16 protein-coding genes are annotated in these 17691 nt (G+C 70.4%); 8 read left to right on the forward strand and 8 right to left on the reverse strand.

Annotation, left to right across the window (positions count from 1 at the left end):
* Nucleotides 1-57: 57 nt before the first annotated feature.
* Entirely contained in the window at nt 58-636 is a 579-nt protein-coding gene (locus tag ACWD2L_RS27260) for a GNAT family N-acetyltransferase (RefSeq protein ID WP_351335831.1), read from the reverse strand.
* Between the two features lie 165 nt (nt 637-801).
* Between ACWD2L_RS27260 and ACWD2L_RS27265 the strand changes: the two genes are divergently transcribed.
* From ACWD2L_RS27265 to ACWD2L_RS27275, 3 genes are read left to right on the forward strand one after another with little or no spacing between them, the layout of a single operon-like run.
* Nucleotides 802-1779, forward strand: coding sequence for a sugar kinase (locus ACWD2L_RS27265; RefSeq protein ID WP_351335828.1), 978 nt, complete (start codon nt 802-804; stop codon nt 1777-1779).
* A 4-nt stretch (nt 1780-1783) separates the two neighbouring features.
* A complete protein-coding gene (locus ACWD2L_RS27270) occupies nt 1784-2530 on the forward strand; it encodes an IclR family transcriptional regulator (RefSeq protein ID WP_351335825.1) in 747 nt (248 codons plus the stop codon).
* The gene (locus ACWD2L_RS27275; RefSeq protein ID WP_351335822.1) at nt 2518-3126 is read left to right on the forward strand and encodes a bifunctional 4-hydroxy-2-oxoglutarate aldolase/2-dehydro-3-deoxy-phosphogluconate aldolase; all 609 of its coding nucleotides are present in this window, start codon (nt 2518-2520) and stop codon (nt 3124-3126) included. The genes ACWD2L_RS27270 and ACWD2L_RS27275 overlap by 13 nt, the downstream gene beginning before the upstream one ends.
* A gap of 210 nt (nt 3127-3336) precedes the next feature.
* Here the strand turns inward: ACWD2L_RS27275 and ACWD2L_RS27280 are convergent, their stop codons facing one another.
* Both ACWD2L_RS27280 and ACWD2L_RS27285 read right to left on the reverse strand, forming a co-directional pair.
* The gene (locus tag ACWD2L_RS27280; RefSeq protein ID WP_451192020.1) at nt 3337-5181 is read right to left on the reverse strand and encodes an MFS transporter; all 1845 of its coding nucleotides are present in this window, start codon (nt 5179-5181) and stop codon (nt 3337-3339) included.
* 164 nt (nt 5182-5345) lie between these two features.
* Nucleotides 5346-8126: a D-alanyl-D-alanine carboxypeptidase gene (locus ACWD2L_RS27285; protein ID WP_351344939.1), complete on the reverse strand. Its 2781-nt coding sequence runs from the start codon at nt 8124-8126 to the stop codon at nt 5346-5348.
* A gap of 213 nt (nt 8127-8339) precedes the next feature.
* On the opposite strand from ACWD2L_RS27285, the gene ACWD2L_RS27290 reads away from it, so the two are divergent.
* The 3 genes from ACWD2L_RS27290 to ACWD2L_RS27300 all read left to right on the forward strand — a co-directional run bounded on the left by ACWD2L_RS27290 (nt 8340) and on the right by ACWD2L_RS27300 (nt 10715).
* The gene (locus tag ACWD2L_RS27290; protein ID WP_351344942.1) at nt 8340-9077 is read left to right on the forward strand and encodes a GOLPH3/VPS74 family protein; all 738 of its coding nucleotides are present in this window, start codon (nt 8340-8342) and stop codon (nt 9075-9077) included.
* 299 nt (nt 9078-9376) lie between these two features.
* Nucleotides 9377-10234: a helix-turn-helix domain-containing protein gene (locus tag ACWD2L_RS27295; protein ID WP_351344945.1), complete on the forward strand. Its 858-nt coding sequence runs from the start codon at nt 9377-9379 to the stop codon at nt 10232-10234.
* Between the two features lie 280 nt (nt 10235-10514).
* On the forward strand, nt 10515-10715 hold the full coding sequence (locus ACWD2L_RS27300) for a DUF397 domain-containing protein (RefSeq protein WP_351344948.1): 201 nt from the start codon (nt 10515-10517) through the stop codon (nt 10713-10715).
* 167 nt (nt 10716-10882) lie between these two features.
* On the opposite strand, the gene ACWD2L_RS27305 is transcribed toward ACWD2L_RS27300, so the two are convergent.
* Nucleotides 10883-11719 carry a hypothetical protein gene (locus ACWD2L_RS27305; RefSeq protein ID WP_351344951.1) on the reverse strand — a complete coding sequence of 279 codons (837 nt, stop codon included), beginning with the start codon at nt 11717-11719 and terminating at the stop codon, nt 10883-10885.
* 83 nt (nt 11720-11802) lie between these two features.
* On the opposite strand from ACWD2L_RS27305, the gene ACWD2L_RS27310 reads away from it, so the two are divergent.
* Entirely contained in the window at nt 11803-12597 is a 795-nt protein-coding gene (locus ACWD2L_RS27310) for an SDR family oxidoreductase (protein WP_351344954.1), read from the forward strand.
* Nucleotides 12598-12808: 211 nt separating this feature from the next.
* Nucleotides 12809-14383, forward strand: coding sequence for a sodium:solute symporter family protein (locus tag ACWD2L_RS27315; RefSeq protein WP_351344957.1), 1575 nt, complete (start codon nt 12809-12811; stop codon nt 14381-14383).
* 246 nt (nt 14384-14629) lie between these two features.
* Here the strand turns inward: ACWD2L_RS27315 and ACWD2L_RS27320 are convergent, their stop codons facing one another.
* From ACWD2L_RS27320 to ACWD2L_RS27335, 4 genes are all read right to left on the reverse strand, one after another.
* Nucleotides 14630-15751 (reverse strand): ADP-ribosylglycohydrolase family protein, encoded by a 1122-nt coding sequence (locus ACWD2L_RS27320; protein WP_351341216.1) that lies wholly within the window; start codon nt 15749-15751, stop codon nt 14630-14632.
* A 123-nt stretch (nt 15752-15874) separates the two neighbouring features.
* Nucleotides 15875-16312, reverse strand: coding sequence for a type II toxin-antitoxin system VapC family toxin (locus ACWD2L_RS27325; RefSeq protein WP_351341213.1), 438 nt, complete (start codon nt 16310-16312; stop codon nt 15875-15877).
* The gene (locus ACWD2L_RS27330; protein ID WP_351341211.1) at nt 16309-16581 is read right to left on the reverse strand and encodes a ribbon-helix-helix domain-containing protein; all 273 of its coding nucleotides are present in this window, start codon (nt 16579-16581) and stop codon (nt 16309-16311) included. The genes ACWD2L_RS27325 and ACWD2L_RS27330 overlap by 4 nt, the downstream gene beginning before the upstream one ends.
* Before the next feature lie 50 nt (nt 16582-16631).
* Nucleotides 16632-17417: a helix-turn-helix domain-containing protein gene (locus ACWD2L_RS27335; protein ID WP_351341208.1), complete on the reverse strand. Its 786-nt coding sequence runs from the start codon at nt 17415-17417 to the stop codon at nt 16632-16634.
* Between the last annotated feature and the right edge of the window lie 274 nt (nt 17418-17691).

The following is a 17691-nucleotide window of genomic DNA, read 5'->3' on the forward strand; positions in this document are numbered from 1 at the left end:
TACGCACGCTGTCAAGAGTCCTTCGGGCAGTTCGGGCACTCAACATGGGGATTTGGTCTACGAGTTGATCCGGACGTGCACATGCATGTCGTGCCAGCCGTCCGTGTGCAGCGCCGAGCTGCGGCGGGTGCCCTCCAGCGGGTAACCGGACTTGAGTGCCACCCGGCACGAGGGTTCGTTGCGGGTGGAGTGCTGGAGGTCGAGGCGGTGGAAGCCCAGGGCGAACGCCCAGTCCGTGAGCGCTTCCAGGGCCCTGGGCGCCACGGACACACCACGGGCCTCGGGCATCACCCAGTAGGCGACCTCGGCCACCCCGTCCAGGAAGTTGAGCTCGCGCAGCGCCATCCGGCCGAGCGGGGCGTCGTCGCTGGCCCGCGCCACGATCCACTGGGCCGTCTTCTCCTCCCGCCAGCCCGTGTGCGTCGCCCCGATCCAGTCGCGCGCTTCCTCCAGGGACTCCATGCTGCGGCTGTGCCAGTAGCGCAGGGCCGGGTCCTGGAAGGCGTCGTGGACGGCCCGGGCGTCGCCGAACTCCGCGGTGCGGAGGCGAAGTTCGCCGTCGGATGAGTGGAGCGTCGGTTGTGGGGCCGAGGACAGGGAGCCGGGCTCGATGGCGGGTTTGGTGTCGAAGGGCATGGTCCGCATCATGACCGGATCCGGATGTGTCGTGCATCTGGATTCCCATGCCATGGGCACAGGCAGGGCAGGTGTTGCAGCATATGCACGTCTGTTGCGTAGCTGCTGTTACTGTTCCTCGTGGCCCCAGTGGGGTGCCAACGAACGTCATGGGAAGGGCGGCGAATGTCCGGCAAGACTGTCTGCCTCGGCGAGACGATGGCGCAGGTCACCCCCGCCGACGGCGAAGGACTCGAGCGGAGCCGCGAGCTGCGGCTCACGGTCGCCGGTGCCGAGTCGACCGTGGCGCAATACCTCGCGGACCTCGGGCACGAGACCGCCTGGGTGAGCCGGGTCGGGGACGATCCGTTCGGGCGGCGGATCGTCGCGGCGGTCGCCTCGCGCGGCGTACGCGTCGACGGGGTGCGCGCCGATCCGGCCGCCCCCACCGGCGTGTACTTCAAGGATCCGGGCCCCGACGGCACGCGCGTGCACTACTACCGGGCGGGCTCGGCCGCGTCCCGGATGACGTCGGCCGACGCGGACCGCGTCGACCTGACGGACGTACGGCTGCTGCACCTCACCGGGATCACCCCGGCCCTGTCGGACAGCTGCGCCGCGCTCGTGGACACCCTCGTGCAGCGGGCCGCGGCCGGCGGGACGCTGGTGTCGTTCGACGTCAACTACCGTCCCGCGCTGTGGAGTTCGCGTGAGGCGGCGGCAGATGCACTGCTGGCACTCGCCCGCCGCGCCGACGTCGTGCTCGTCGGGCGCGACGAGGCCGAGACGCTGTGGGACACCGCCACCGCCGAGGACGTACGGGACCACCTCGCGCCGCGAGCGACGCGAACGCCACGAGCGCCACGAGCGACGCGAACGTCGCGCGGCATCCTCGTGGTCAAGGACGGGGACGTGGGGGCGACCGAATTCGCCGATGGGGGAAGCGAGTTCGTGGCGGCGCCCGCCGTCGACGTCGTCGAGGCCGTCGGTGCCGGTGACGCCTTCGCTGCCGGATACCTGAGCGGGCTGCTGGGCGGAGTCGCCCCGGCCGAGCGGCTCGCGCTCGGTCACCGGCTCGCCGGGCGGACGCTGCGCAGCATCGAGGACTACGTCCCCGCCACCGACCCCGGCACCCGCCCCGACACGACCGGCGAAGGGCGCTGATCCCATGTCACAGACCGTCCGGCGCGCCATCGACATCCTTGAGTTCATCGCCCGCCGCCCGCGCACCCAGACCGAGGTCGGCGAGCACCTCGGCGTGCACCGCTCGACCGCGCTGCGCATCCTGGAGTCCCTGACCGACGGCGGCCTCGCCCGCCGGCTCCCCGACGGCCGGTACGCGGTCGGGCACCGGCTGGCCGGGCTCGCCCATCTCGCGCTGGAACAGTTCGGTCTGAAGGACGTCGCGGACGAACATCTGCGGCTGCTCGGCGAGCGCTGCGGGCACACCGTGCACCTCGCCGCCCTGGAGCGCGAGGGGATCGTGTACGTCGACAAGGTCGACCCCGTCGACGGGGTGCGCCTCTACTCGCAGATCGGCCGCCCGGTCACCCTGCACACCGCCGGAGTCGCCAAGGCGATCCTCGCGCACGTACCGCGCGAACGGGCCGACACGCTGCTCGCCGACTGCGGCTTCGCTCCGCACACCGGCACGACGATCACCTCCGCCCGCGCCTACCGCAAGGCCCTCGATACGACCAGGGCCCGCGGCTGGGCCGTCGACGACGGCGAGTACGAGGACTACGTGAACTGCGTCGCCGTACCCGTACGGGACAGCAGCGGCGAGGTCGTCGCCGCGGTGTCCGTGACCGCGCTCAAGGCCAAGGCGGACCTGGGCGCGCTCGAATCCGACGTGCTGCCCGACCTCATGACCACCGCCGACACGATCTCCAAGGAGCTGGGATGGCGCCCGTAACGTTCGATGAGCTGTTCGCCGGGGTGCCGGTGATGGCGATCCTGCGCGGCCTGCCGGCCGACAAGTCCGTCGAACTGGCCGTACGCGCATGGGACCTGGGCATCGAGTGCGTCGAGGTTCCCGTGCAGACGGAGGAGGCGGCGCGGGTCCTTGGCGCCGTCGTCGCCGCGGGGGCCGAGCGCGGGAAGCCGGTCGGCGCGGGCACGGTCACCTCCGGTGAGCGGCTCGGGTGGGCGGTGGACGCGGGCGCCGCGTTCACGGTGGCCCCTGGGTTGGACGTGTCGGTGGCGCGGGCCAGCGTGGCGGCGGGGCTGCCGCACCTGCCGGGTGTGGCCACGGCCACGGATGTGCAGGCGGCGCGGGCGAGCGGGCTCACGTGGTTGAAGGCGTTTCCGGCGAGTGTGCTGGGGGTGGAGTGGTTCCGGGCGATGCGGGGGCCGTTTCCGGAGGTGCCGTTCGTTGCCACGGGGGGGATGTCGGCGAGGAACGCGGCGGAGTATTTGGAGGCCGGGGCGGGGGTCGTCGCGGTGGGCTCCGCGTTGGAGGACCCGGCGCAGCTCTCTTTGCTGGCGGACCTGTTGCGCCCACAGTTCTGAACGCCTCGGGGCTCCGCCCCGGACCCCGCGCCTCAAACGCCGGCGGGGCTTGATAGACCAACTCCCCGCGGGGCTTGGTATTTCAAGCCCCTGCGGCGATTGAGCAGCGGGGTCCGGGGCGGAGCCCCGAGGCCGCGGCCCGCTGGGCCGTCTACTCAATCGCCGCGGGGCTTGAAAGGCCTGCTCAATCGCCGCACGGGCTGAAAGGGCCTACCCCGTGAGTTCCTCCGGGCACGGTGTGCCCCGGGGGAGCTGGTACGGCGCCGCGAGGCGGTACGTGCCGGCCTTCGGCGCGAACAACTCCGTCCACGCGTCCCCATCCGCATCCTTCTCCGCCCCACTCAAACACCCATGCACATTGGCGAACCGCTTCGGCACCCCGTCGTCCGCCTCCCGCGCCCGCTTCGACGCCTCGGTCTCCTTGGGCGCACCCAGGCTCTTGCCCTCGGCGTCGACGACCGACAGCCACGGCGAGTACGGGACGCGGATCAGCACCCGCCCCGGCCGGGTCACCTCGATCGTCAGCTCGCCCTGTTCGGCCGCGTCCACGACCGCGTGCGGCTCGGCGAGCGGCGTCGGGTCCGTGACGGCGAACAGCTGCCAGTTGGCGTCGCCCCACACCTGCTTGAGATACGGCAGGCCGCGCCGCACCAGCTGCCGCTCGCGCTCCGCGCCCTTGCCGTCCGGCTCCCCCTTGGGCAGCACCACGTAGTGCACGGCCCAACGCCGCAGCCACTCGCGGTAGTTCGCCGAGTTGAGGGTGTCGTCGTAGAAGAGCGGGTTGCGTTCCATGTCGGCCTGCCGGTTCCAGCCGCGCGCCAGGTTCACGTACGGGGCGAGCGCGGAGGCCTCGCGGTGCGAACGCGCGGGCACCACTTCGACGCGGCCGTGCTCGGCCTTGACCTCCTGCAACTCGTTGACGAGCGGCGCCAGTTCGCGGGCCCAGGAGGCGGCCGGTGTCGTCCGCACGACATCGTCGACCGACTTGAAGCCGATCCACGCGTTGAAGGCGACGAACGCGACCACGAGGACGTACCACTTGCGCGAGCGCTTCACCGTGAACGGCAGCGCCGCGAGCAGCGCGACGCCCGCGAACAGCATCGGGAGCCGGGTGATGTTGGAACCGATCTGCGAACTGATCAGCCACACCAGGAGTACGGCCAGGGCGTAGACGGCGGACGTGATCCGCACCGTCACCCACCCCTTGGGTACGAGGACGCACACGACGACGCCATACACCATCGGCAGCAGCGCCGACCAGAACGACATCGGCTGCGTACCGGAGAACGGGAACAGCCACGCCGAAAGACCGACGACGGCGGCGGGCGCGAGCCCCAGCGCGTACGCCCCGGGCCGCCGCTTCTGAAGGAACAGGGCCACGGCGACGAGCCCCACGAACAGGCCCGCCACCGGTGAGCACGCCGTCGCGATCCCGGCCAACGGCGCCGCCACGGCCGCCTTCGCCCAGCGCTTGTAGCGCCAGCGGTACGGCCAGCAGAACACCGCGGCCGTCGCCGCGAGCCCGAACATCATGCCGAGGCCGAACGTGACGCGTCCCGACGCGGCGTTGCAGAGCAGCGCGAAGACGCCCGCGAGGGCCGGCCACAGGGGCTTCGCGACCACCCGCGTCCGGATCAGGATCATGGTCAGCAGCGCCGCCGAGAGCGTGCCCGCGCCCATCATCGTCGTGCGCACGCCGAACACCGACATCAGATACGGCGAGACCACGCTGTACGAGACCGGGTGCATGCCGCCGTACCAGGCGAGGTTGTACGCGGAATCGGGGTGCCGGCCGACGAACTCGGCCCAGGCGTCCTGCGCCGCGAGGTCTCCACCGCTGTTCGCGAAGGTGAAGAACCAGATGAGGTGGACGAGCGCGGCGGCGACCGTGGCGAGGGTGACGGGGTGCCGGACGAAACGGTTCAGGCGCGTACCGGTGGGTGGGGTGTCGGTGCTAGAAACTCCTGCGGACTGCTCGGGGAACCGTATCCGGGGGCGACCCCCGCCCGACCCGGGCTTCGCGTCGTCGGCGCGCGTCGGCCTCGCTGTGGCCACTCCCTACACTCCCGTTTACCCGTGTGCCGTTGTGAATGAACGGGTGGGCGTCCCCCGCCTGCCCGGTCTCGCGACGCTAGCACGGCGTGCGCGGACGGGCGCCGTGGGAGACCGACGGGCATCGGCCTCCCACGAGCGGAACCCGGGAGCGGTCCCGGGGCCGGTCAGCCGACGCGGGTCAGCTTCGCGCCGAATCCGGGTTCGGTGAGGCCCTTCTGGAGGGCCACCGGCACCTCCACGGCGCCGCCCTCGCCGTCGCCGACCTCGAGCACGCCGACCGTCTCCCCCGCCTTGCCCGTGTGCGGCACGGACTTGCCGTCCTGGTCCGCGAGTTGCAGGTGGACGGTCTTGCCGGCCCAGCCGACGGCCTTGACGTCCTTCGTGACCGTGACCGGGGTGCGGCCGCCGAGCTGATCGTCGACGTAGCCGACGACGTCACCCTTCTTCAGGACCGTCGACGAGGTGACGGCGTCCTGCGCGGCGAGCATCGCGGTCTTGCTGACCGCGTTGACCGTGTCGATGATCGGCGCCTTGTGCTGGCCGAGGACCGCGCCGACGACCGTGACGGTCGAGCCGCCCGCGTCCTTGGTGGCGGCGAAGAGCAGGTTGCCGCCGGCCTTGGTGGTCGTGCCGGTCTTGATGCCGATGGCGCCGTCGTAGGGCACGAGGCGGTTGTAGTTGGTCCACTTCTTGCCGGACGGGTCGGTCCAGGTGGGCAGCTTGGTGATGTCGGTGAGGGCCGGAATCTGTACCAGCTCATTCCCCAGCTTCACCTGGTCCTCGGCGGTGGAGACGGTCGTCTCCTTCAGCCCGGACGGATCGGTGTACGTGGTGTTCTTCATCCCGAGCTTCTTCGCGGTGGCGTTCATCTTCTTGACGAACGCCTCCTCGGAGCCGGCGTCCCAACGGGCCAGCAGGCGCGCAATGTTGTTCGCGGACGGGATCATGACCGCCGCGAGCGCGTCCTTCTGGGAGATCTTGTCGCCCTCCTTGACGGTGTTGAGCGTCGACTCGTTCTGCCCGTCCGCGTCGTAGCCGCCTTCCTTCTCGGCGGTGGCGTCGACGGTGATGCCGGGGCCGTCGGCACCCGCCTTCAGCGGGTGGTCCTTCAGCACGATGTACGCGGTCATGGACTTGGCGACGGAGCCGATCGGCACGGGCGTCTGCTTGCCGAAGTTGTCCATCGTCCCGATGCCCTGGACGTCCATCCAGCCCTGGCCCTCGCCGGGCCACGGCAGGGACGCCTTGTCGCCGTCGAAGCTGTACGTGGCGTCGGTGGTGAGCGAGAGGGACGGTGTCGGCAGCGGGCGGACGGCCTGGATGACCCCGAACACGATGATCAACAGGATCACGAGCGGCGTCCACACCTTGACCCGGCGCACCGCGGTACGGACCCGGGTCTCGGCGGGCGGCGGGGTGTTGGTCAGCTCGGCGAGCAGGTCCAGCGGGGGCTTCGGCGGCAACGGCTGCTGGGTCGTCCGCTCGGCCGGCTCGACGGTGGGCTGCTCGGCCTCGGGCGGCAGCTCCTTGCCCGTGACCTTCCCTTCCTCAAGCCCCTTGAGCGGCACGAACTTGCTGCTCTTGGCGGTCCCGGCGGCCTTGAGCGTGGTGGTCGGCTGATCCACGGGCTGCGACACGGCCTTGAAGACAGCGGTCTCCTGATCAACAGGCCCACCTCCCTCACGCCGGACACCGGGGCCACTCTTGGCGTCCGACTTGGCGTCGGCCTTGGCGTCGGCGTCGGCGTCCGACGTGCCGTCCGACTTGGCGTCGGCCGCGACATCGGCCGCGGCGCCACTCTTGGCGTCCGGCTTGGCATCGGCCTTGGCACCGCTCTTGGCGTCCGGCTTGACGTCGCCCTCGGCGTGCGGCTTGGCGTCGCCCTCGGCGCCACTCTTGCCGTCCGGCTTGGCGCCACTCTTGGCATCCGGCTTGGCGTCGGCTTCAGCGTTCGGCTTGGCGTCGGCCTCAGCGTCCGACTCGGCACCGGCCTCGGCGTCCGGCTCGGCGCCGTTCCTGCCGTCCGGCCTGGCGCCAACTACCGCGCCACTCTTGGCGTCAGCCTCAGCGGCCGGCTTCGCGTCCGGCTTGGCGTCGGTGTGGCCGTCCGGCTTGGCGTCGGTCTGGCCGTCCGACTTGGCGTCGGCCTCAGCGTCCGACTCGGCACCGGCCTCGGCGTCCGGCTTGGCGCCGGTCCTACCGTCCGGCCTGGCGCCGACTACAACGCCACTCTTGGCGTCAGCCTCGGCGTCCGACTTGGCGTCGGCCTCAGCGTCCGACTCGGCACCGGCCTCGGCGTCCGGCTCGGCGCCAACTACCGCGCCACTCTTGGCGTCAGCCTCAGCGGCCGGCTTCGCGTCCGGCTTGGCGTCGGTCTGGCCGTCCGGCTTGGCGTCGGCTTCAGCGTCCGGCTCGGCGTCCGCCGTGCCGTCACCCTTGGCGTCCGAGTCGGCCTCGGCCTCGGCGGCCGCCGTTTCGGCGGACTTGTTGCCGCCCGTAGCGGCCGGCTTCCCGTCGCCCTGGGCACCGGACTTGGCGTCCGCCTCAGAGGTCGGCCGCGCGTCGTCCTGGGGGCCGGTTTCGGCGTCAGCAGTCGGCTCCCCGTCGCCCTCGGCGACCGGCTCGGCGTCGGACTCGTCGTCACTGTCCGGTTCGGGGGGCGACGTGGTGTCGGCCGTGTCGGACGCGCCGTCCGACCCCGCCCCACCCGCGGAAGCGCCCGGCGGATTTGCAACCGCAGACGTTTCCGCCGGGCCGTCGTCGCCCGACACCCAGGCCGCCACGGCCGCCCGCAGGCGCTCGTCGCCGGCGTCCGGATCCGGGGTCGAGGACCCCGTCTCCCGGTCCACGCCGGACCGCTCCCGCGACACCGCGAGACGCGGATCCTCCGGAGCCGGACCTCCCGACGCCTTGTGCTCTCCCGCCCTGTCGGGGGTCCCCGCCACCGATGCCTCCTCGACCGAATGAACCACTCAACCACTTGTCTCCGGACAGACCAGCCCTGTCCGAACCATGTACCAGTGTCCTGTGTGGGGGCTTAACCCACGTGGTAGACGAGAACGACATACCTAGAGGTTCCCGTCCAAACCCCCCACGCACTCTCGACAGACCAATGTGAGAGGGGTCACCCTGTCATTCATCCACGCGGGGAGGCATGGATGGGCAGGAGCCGCAGAACACTTCCGGAGGAGCTTCTGCTGCTCGCTCTGGACCCGGCCACGGGTACCACAGCGCAGCCGCAGTCGCTCGACCTAGGTCTGGCCGGTGCACAGCTAGTAGAGCTGGCGCTGGCCGGACGGATAGCCCCAGACGGGGATCGTATCGCCGTGGTGGCACCACGGCCGACCGGAGATCCGACTCTGGACTGCGCGTTGGAGTTGCTGCGAAGGCGTGGCGCTCCCGTACGGGCCGTCCACTGGATAGGCGGGCCACGCCTTGGCCTGCGACAGACCTACCTCTCGCACCTGGAGCGGTGCGGCATGGTTCATGCCGTGGCCGGACAGATGTGCGGGGTGCTGCCGACGACTCGCTACCAGGCGACGGAGTCGGCGGTCAGCCGGGAGATCAGGGCCCGGCTGGACAGCGCGATCCGCACCGGGGTCCCACCGGACCCACGGACCGCGGCGCTCGCCTCGCTGGCCCATGCGGTCGGTCTCGGCAAGCACCTGTATCCGGGCAACGAGGGCAGGTCCTCACGCTCCCGGCTGCGGGACCTGATCAGGCACGACCCGATGGGCGGCCTCGTGGCGCACGCCGTGATGGACGTCCAGAACGGTGTGGCGGTACAGCCACGCCGCTCACCGGCCCCCTCGGCGGGTCGGGCCGCACCGGAGCCCGCACGCGGCGTTCCGATGCAGCCACGCCGCGGTTCCATGGCTCGCGCCGTGGCCCATTAGGCGAACCGCACCACCAGCACCACCCGTAGCACCACAGCGCCGCACCGTAGTCCCCAAGAACCGGTCCGGGAGCCGCTGTACCGCGCGGGGTGATGCGCCGGGCGTGAGGACGACGCCCCGGCACGTCACCCCGCGCGGTCGCGTTTGCGCTGCACAGGAGGCACGTGCGAGCCGCATGTGCGTCCCGCGCACATCCGCCATTTCCCAGCGCAGGGCCGCCTCGGGGTGGCAATCTGCTCAGCAGTAGACACGCAACGTATGCAGATCAAAGAAATGCACGTAGCCGGAGGTGCACGTCCGTGGCGTCCAACGTCAATCCCACCGTCAGGCGACGCCGGTTGGGCCAGGAGCTGCGCCGGCTCCGCGAACTCAAGGGCATGACCGCCGAAGAGGTAGCCGAGCGCCTGCTGGTCTCGCAGTCGAAGATCAGCCGCTTGGAGAACGGGCGGCGCAGCATCAGCCAGCGCGACGTACGCGACCTCTGCGGGGTGTACGAGGTCGAGGACCACCGGGTCATCGACTCGCTGATGCAAATGGCCAAGGATTCGCGCCAGCAAGGCTGGTGGCACTCCTTCGGAGACATTCCGTACAGCGTCTACATCGGACTTGAGACCGACGCGGCGTCCCTGCGCGTGTACGAGTCGCAGTGCATTCCCGGCCTGCTCCAGACCCGCGGTTACGCGGAGGCGCTGATCCAGGGCGCGATGCCCGAGGCCTCGCAGACCGACGTCGAGAAGCGCGTGCAGGTCCGCATCCGCCGCCAGGAGCGGATCAACGACGAGGCCAACTCGCTGCGCCTGTGGGTGGTCCTGGACGAGGCGGCGCTGCGCCGCACCGTCGGAGGGACCGCGGTGATGCGCGAGCAGCTGGAGCACCTCGCGGAGGTGTCCGGGCTCCCCCACGTCACCGTGCAGGTGCTGCCCTTCGACATGGGCGCGCACCCGGGGATCACGGGGCAGTACGCGATTCTCGAGTTCCCCGACGCGGCGGACTCCAGCGTCGTCTACATCGAGGGCGTCACCAGCGACCTCTACCTGGAGAAGACGCAGGACGTGCAGAAGTACAGCGTCATGTACGAGCACCTGCGCGCCCAGGCGCTGAACGTGGAACAGTCCCGGCAGTTCATCCTGGAAGCCGCGAAGCGGCACACGCGCTGAGGTCCGACGCGCGTAGCCGAAGGACCAACTCGCGTAACGGACCGCAGAGTTCAGGCCCCAGGTCCGGGCCCCGCCCGTGGGAAAGCGCCGCACGGTACACCTTTCCCACGGGCTGATGGAAGACCCGCCTGGAATATGCCATCCGGTCGAGTGAATGGCCCCACCGCCGCCCCCGGTCGGCGAGTAGCGTCGATCACGCCAACAACAGACAAGGTGTTGGCGCAAAGCCGCGGCAAGTCCGCGGCCCAGCAAGGGATCACTGGCCAGACCGGAGCAGATCATGGCAATCACCAAGGGCGCACAGCCCACGTGGATCAAGTCCTCCTACTCGGCGGGGAACGGCGCGTGCGTGGAGATCAAGTCTCCCGCGACCCACGCCGTGGACGTCCGCGACTCCAAGGACCCGCAGGGTCCGAACCTGGCGTTCGCGCCGGCTTCATGGAGCGCCTTCGTCACGGAGATGAGCCGGGTCGACAGCTGACCCCCCAGCCAACTCCGTGAGACAACCGAACACGCAACACAGCACCACGCACGAAAGCACGATGCACAACAGCAATACGCACAACAGCACCATGCACAACAGCACCACTGATAGAGCCCTCTCGACTGGTCCGCCGTCCTGGCCGAGGGGGCTCGGCGCTGTCCGGGTCAGCGCAGCTGATCGACGTACTGGTCCGTACCCGGCACCGTCGGGATGAACGGGGCCACCAGTTCCACCCGGCCGAGGCCCGACGCCGCGACCGCCTCCCCCAGGCCCCCGAAGTGGTCCTGCCAGCAGTCGCGCGGGTCGGCCTGAAGGAACCAGAGCAGGGTGAGCCGTGTGTCGACGCCCTCGACCTGCTTCACGTACGTCATCTTGTCGCCCGGCAGCGGTGTCGGGCGGAAGGCCGTGACCATCGCGGCGGGCGAGCCGGCGAGCCGCTCCGGCAGGTGCTCGGTGCGCAGCCACTCCAGCAACCGGTCGCGCTGCTCCGGGCCTTCGGAGTCGATCACCTCGACGACCAGGCCCCGGTACGGGTGGTCGAGCGCGTGGAAGTCGCGCGGCCCCTCGTCCCCGTCCCGGTACACCGTCGCCTCGTGGTCCTGGAACGACGTGAAGACGTGCGTGCGGTCCTGGTGGACGCGGTCGTCCCGGTTGAGCCGCTTGTTGATGCCGACGGTCCACTTCATGTGGTCGGCGTAGCGGCCCTCGGTGATCCAGTACGTGGAGATGTAGCAGCCCGCCGTGACCGGCTCGGCGACCGCCGACTTCTCGGGGTAGCGCAGGAGCTGGAGGTCGCGGGTGGCGACCCAGCGGCGCCCGGCGTACATCCACGGCATGGCCATGGCGCCGGCGTAGTAGTGGTCGTCCTCGTACCAGCGGTTGTACGCGTACTCACGGCCCGGATGCGGTTCGACCATCGTGATCAGGGCGTGCCCCGGGCGCACCCCGTACGGCCCGACGGCCGCCAGTTCCGCGTACGTCTCGCTGTGCGTGTCCTCCATGCGGCTCACACCTTCCATCTGCCGTTCGACGCCCATACTCTGACGCCCCGTCAGACATAACGCCAGAGCCGGGAGGCGAACCGATGGTGAATGCGGAACTGCTTGCGGGGAAGACCGTGATCGTCTCCGGGGTGGGCGCGGGGCTCGGCCGCCAGGTGGTGGAGGCCGTGCTGCGCGACGGCGGGAACGCGGTGCTCGGGGCGCGCACCGAGTCCCATCTCGCCGCTTTTGCACGGGAGTTGGACCCGGGGGGCAAGCGGACCGCGTTCCGCTCCACGGACATCGGTGACGAGGCGCAGTGCGAGGCCCTGGCGGATCTCGCGCGCGAGCGGTTCGGGGGCCTGGACGCGGTCGTCCATGTCGCGGCCTGGGACAGCTACTTCGGCGGCCTTCAGGACGCCGACTTCGAGACCTGGAGCAAGGTCATCGACGTGAACCTGCTCGGCACGCTGCGCATGACCCGCGCCTGCCTGCCCGCCCTCAAGGAGCGCGGCGGCTCGGTCGTCCTCATCGGTACGCAGTCGGCGATCGCGGCACCCTCCCAGGTCCGGCAGGCGGCGTACGCGGCGTCGAAGGGCGCCCTGACGAGCGCCATGTACTCGCTGGCGCGGGAGGTCGGGCCGGACCGGGTGCGGGTGAACACCGTGCTGCCCGGCTGGATGTGGGGGCCGCCCGTACAGGCCTACGTACAGATCACCGCGCAGACCGAGGGCGTACCCGAGGAGGAGGTGCTCGGGCGGCTCACCGAGCGGATGGCGCTGCCGGACCTCGCGACGGACGGCGACGTGGCGGACGCGGCGGTGTTCCTCGCCTCCGACCGGGCGCGCGCGATCACCGGCCAGCAGCTCCTGGTGAACGCGGGAGAACTCATGCGGTAGCCGCTCCCCTCGGGGCACCTGCCGATACCGCAGGTCAGCCAGGGTTTACCGGACCCTCCCCGAGTTGTGCCACGTTCTGAATTCTGTCCGGGGTTCATATCCATGACTACAGAACCCTTGACCGGCCCCAAGCACGGAGGTTCAATCCCCCACGTCCCCAACACCCTTACCGGGGGCAACCGTTGTGCAGCGGAACCCCTGGAGGGGGCACATGAACAGTCTCGACTGGGTCGTGCTCATCGCCTACTTCGGCGTGATGGTCGCGATCGGCGTCTGGTCCCACAAGCGCGTCGACAACGTCTCCGACTTCTTCACCGCGGGCGGCAAGATGCCGTGGTGGTTGTCCGGCATCTCGCACCACATGTCCGGCTACAGCGCGGTGATGTTCACCGGGTACGCCGGTATCGCGTACACCTACGGCGTGACGTCCTTCGTCACCTGGTCCTTCCCGATCGCGCTCGGGATCGCCATCGGCGCCCGGTTGTTCGCGCCGCGCATCAACCGGCTGCGCTCGCGCCTGCACGTCGCCTCGCCGCTCGAATACCTCAAGAACCGCTACAACCTCAAGACGCAGCAGGCCCTCGCCTGGTCCGGGATGCTGCTGAAGATCGTCGACGTGGCCGCGAAGTGGGCGGCCATCGCGACCCTGCTGTCCGTGTTCACGGGTGTGTCCCTGAATCAGGGCATCCTCATCACGGGTGTCATCACCGCGGTCTACTGCACGATCGGCGGCCTGTGGGCGGACGCGCTCACCGAACTCGGCCAGTTCATCATCCAGTTGCTGGCCGGGGTCTCGATGTTCGTCGCGGTCGTGGTCGAGCTCGGTGACAAGAACATCGGCTTCTTCGACGCCTGGAGCCGACCCGAACTCCAGGGCCACGGAAAGCCGCTGGTCGGCGAGTACGGAGCGGTCTTCCTGCTCGCCTTCCTCTTCATCAAGCTCTTCGAGTACAACGGCGGCATGCTCAACCAGGCCCAGCGCTACATGGCGACGAGCAGCGGGCGCGAGGCCAAGCGGTCCGCCTACCTGTCCGCCGCGCTCTGGCTAATCTGGCCGGTCGTCCTCTTCTTCCCGATGTGGATGTCGCCGCTGCTCGTGCAGGCGCAGAAGCCGGACGGCTCCGACTCGTACGGCCTGATGACCGAACAGCTGTTGCCGCACGGCCTGTTGGGCCTGGTCATCGTCGGCTTCTTCTCGCACACAATGGCCATGTGCTCCTCCGACGCCAACGCGATCGCGGCGGTCTTCACGCGGGATGTGGCGCCGGCGCTCTCGCGGCGGGCGCGGCAGTGGGACTCGCGCACCGGGCTGATCGCGGCGCGGCTGACGACGGTGATCTTCCTGGCGCTGTCCATGGCGGTCGCCACGCAGGTCAACTCGCCGACGTTCAAGGACATCATCACGGTCGTCATCAAGTGGGTGGCCGGTCTGATGGGGCCGATCGCGATCCCGATGATGCTGGGGCTGCTGCGCCAGTTCCGCAGGTCGGGGCCGACGGCCGCGCTCACCAGTTGGGGTATGGGCCTGCTCGCGTTCTGGCTGGTGAACTATCCGATCAGCTGGAACGTCGAGGGCGGCGTGCCACTCCAGTACCAGGTGTCGATCCCGCTCGCCGTCTCTCTCGTCCTCTACATCCTCATCGGCTACATCAAGCCCGAGGACACCCCGGAGCGCGACGCGATCATCGCGACGATCAACTCCGACGACGACGATTCGGCTGCCGCCACGGTGCCGGTTCCGTCCGGTGCGGGTGACGACGCGATCGCGTCCCGCACGCAAAGCTAGCCGCCCACCCGAAAAGACCGGGGCTCTGCCCCGTACCCCGCTGCTCAATCGCCGCAGGGGCTTGATAGACCAAGCCCCTGCGGCCTCTCCAGCCCCACCGACGACTGAGACGCAGAACCCGAGGCAGAGCCCCGACCTTCCAGCCCCACCGACGACTGAAGCGCAGGGTCCGAGGCGGAGCCCCGATCTTTTCAGCCCCGCCGGCGATTGAGGCGCGGGGTCCGGGGCAGAGCCCCGGGGTGGGGGCTACGCGCGCGGGTAGCGGGCCAACCAACCCGCCGAAGCGGCCGCAGGCCCATGCAGCGCAGCGCCCTGCGTCATCTCCATGGCGAAGTCATCCGCAAGTTCCAGGATCGTGGGCCTGCCCTCGACCTCCGCCACCCACGCCGGCGGCAACGCCGTCTCCCCGTGCAGCGCCCCGAGCAGACTCCCGCACAACGCGCCGACCAGCGCGGAAGGCCCGTCGTGATGCACGGCGAGCCCGAGCCCGTGCCGGATGTCGTCGCTGACCAGCGCGCAGTACACGGCAGCCGCGAGCACACCCGTCGCATCGCCCTCACCGACCAGCTCACCGACCCGCGCCGCGGTCGGCATACCCTGCCGTACGGCGCCGAGCGCGTGCTTGAGCGCGTCCGCGACGGGCGTATGCCCGGGGCGCGCGGCGAGCAGAGCCAGCGCCCGCTGCACGGCGGCGTCGAGCGAGTCGCCACGCGCGAGGGCGTGCACGAGAACCGCGTACGCTCCGGCCGACAGATACGCCTCCGCCGCACCGTGCGTATGCACCGCGCACTCGACGGAGAGCTGGAACACGAGCTGCGGCTCCCAGCCCACGAGGAGCCCGAACGGCGCGGAGCGCGTCACCGCCTCCGCCCCGTCCGCGTCCAGGTTCTTGGGTCGGTCGAGCGTCCCCATGACGTCGTTGCCGAGCCCCAGCAGACACGCCTGGGCGGCTCCCCGCCGCGAGTACAGCCACTCCTCGCGGGCCAGCCAGCCGTCCTCCTTGCGGCGCAGGTCGGGACCCCACTCGCGCTGGGTCGCCGCCCACCGCAGATAGGCCCGGTGCACGTCCGTCGGCGGATGCCAGGCGCCGGTGTCGCGGCGGACCTGGGCGCGGATGAGCCCGTCGACGGTGAACAGGGTCAGCTGGGTGGCGGCCGTAATGGCGCCCGTCCGCCCGTACACGGGCACCAGCTGCCCCAGCCCTTCCGCCCCGTGCTCGGCGTGGATTCCGTCGAGCGAGAGGCCGTCGAGCGGGGCGCCGAGGGTGTCACCGAGTGCGCCACCGAGCAGGGTGCCGCGCACTCTGCTGCGGAAGTCCTGCTGTTCTGTGCGACCCCATACGGCCGCCGCGTTGGACGCTGCGCCCATGGGGGACTCCTCCTGTCACGACCCTCGACCCTTCGGCTTGGAGCACTGTAATCGACCGACGTCGACCAGGAATGTTCACGAAGTGATGGGATCGTGGACGAGCGTGCGCACGCGGCCGCTCGGCTAGAGGTCGTCCGGCAGGATCCGGAAACACCCCGGCCTGCGCCCCAGCGGCCGCACCGTCCGGAAATCCCGGAGGTCCCTCGTGAGCACCGCGTCGGTGTCGTACTCCGCCGCGAGGGCGACGTTCATGGCATCCACGAGATCGAGGTCGAGGGAGTCGTAACGGGCGCGCACGGTCAGCGCCATGTCGAGCAGCGCCGGAGTGACCTCGGCCAGGACCAGCCGCGTCTCCGCCAGGCGACCCATCAACACGCGCATGACCCCGTCGGCAGCCCGCCGCCCGGCTCTGCTGGTGGCCACCTGATGGACCTCGGTGAGCGCCATCGGACTCGCGACCAGCAGACCGCACTCGTCGACCGCTTTCCGCGCGGCCAGGTGATCCGGATCCGACCTGTTGCAAAGCGTGAGAAGCCCCGAAGTGTCGGCGATCACGATCACGCAGCGCGTCCCCTGTTCTGCCGCGCGCCCGCGCCCGAGCCGCCGCCGGACCTCGCCGCACGCACGTCGTCATGCGTCACGGGTCCACCCAGGTCGATGGCCTCCTCATCGGCGATGAAGGGCTCGTCCCATACCCGGCGGGCCATCGCGATGCGATGGATGCCCTCCCGGATCATTTCGGCCTCGGACATACCCAGTCGCGCGGAGGCCTCTTTGATCAGCGCCAGATCCGCGTCGTCCGCGTAGACGTTCGTACGCTTCAATGCCATGACACCAATGGTACACAACCTGTACCACGACAGCGAGGCGGTCGTCCGGGTCATGCGGCGCGCACCATCGTCGCCGCACACTCCCGGCACTTCCCCGGCCCCGCCGCCCGGAACGCCCGGTCGCAGCCGTCGCAGTTCTGGAGCGGCAGCCGGCGTGGGGCGGGTGGCCCGGGCAAGGGCTCGACCGGGGGCTTCGGTGGGAGTTCGGGAGGCAGAGACGCGGCCAGCCGGTGTGCCAGCAGGGCCGCGGGGTGGCGGATCGGGACGGTGGGCAGGCCCGCCGTGAGGGCCCGCTTCACGTCGCCGGGCGTCATGCCCCGCGCCAGCCACTCCTCGGCGGCGGGGGCGAGGCGGCGGATGTCGCGTTCGGAGAGGAACAGGCGGGGGTCGTAGGTACGCAGGCCGACGAGGACGCCGACAGCGTCGGGGTCGGGGTCCTGGGGGTCGGGCTGCGGCGCCCGGAGCGACCGGCGCTGCGGGCGCGGTGCGCGGGGCTTCGGCTCGGTACGGGGTGCCTCGGGCGGCGCCTGGACGGCAGGAGGCTCCGGCGGTGCCTGGTCGCGCAGGTGCGGCGGCTTGTTGTACGAGATCGTGCGCGTGACGATCCGCCCGGACGGGAGCCGTTCCTTGATCCGCTCCAGGTAGCCGTGCGCCTCCAGTTCCCGCAGCGCGGCGGCGACCCTGACCTCCCCTACGGGGAACTTCGCGGCGAGGTCCTTGATGCCGACCTTCGACCCGTCGGGCAGCGACTGGATGTGCGTGGCCAGGCCGATCGCGGTGAGGGACAGGTCGGCGTGCTGGGCCAGGTGATGCCCGACGACGGTCAATTCGGACATGTGGCGATCCCTGGATCGGTGAAGCCCACGTGAGGGTGTGGCCGAACGGCCTGAATGGACGCGCGAGGGCGCGCTAGTCTGATTCGTAGACATCGGGAAGCGCTTCTTCCTTGATCGTCAGGCCCTCGTCCGGGATTGCCGTCCCGGCGGGGGCCGATTTGCATATGCGGCAGAGAGTGCACCACGAACTCGCCTGTTCGCCAGTCGAGTTGGCGATCGTCACTCTCGCGAGTGACGCCCCTCCGGTGGCTTACGTCCGGAGGTGAGGTGGGGG

The sequence above is a fragment of the Streptomyces sp. NPDC002754 genome, assembly GCF_053592315.1.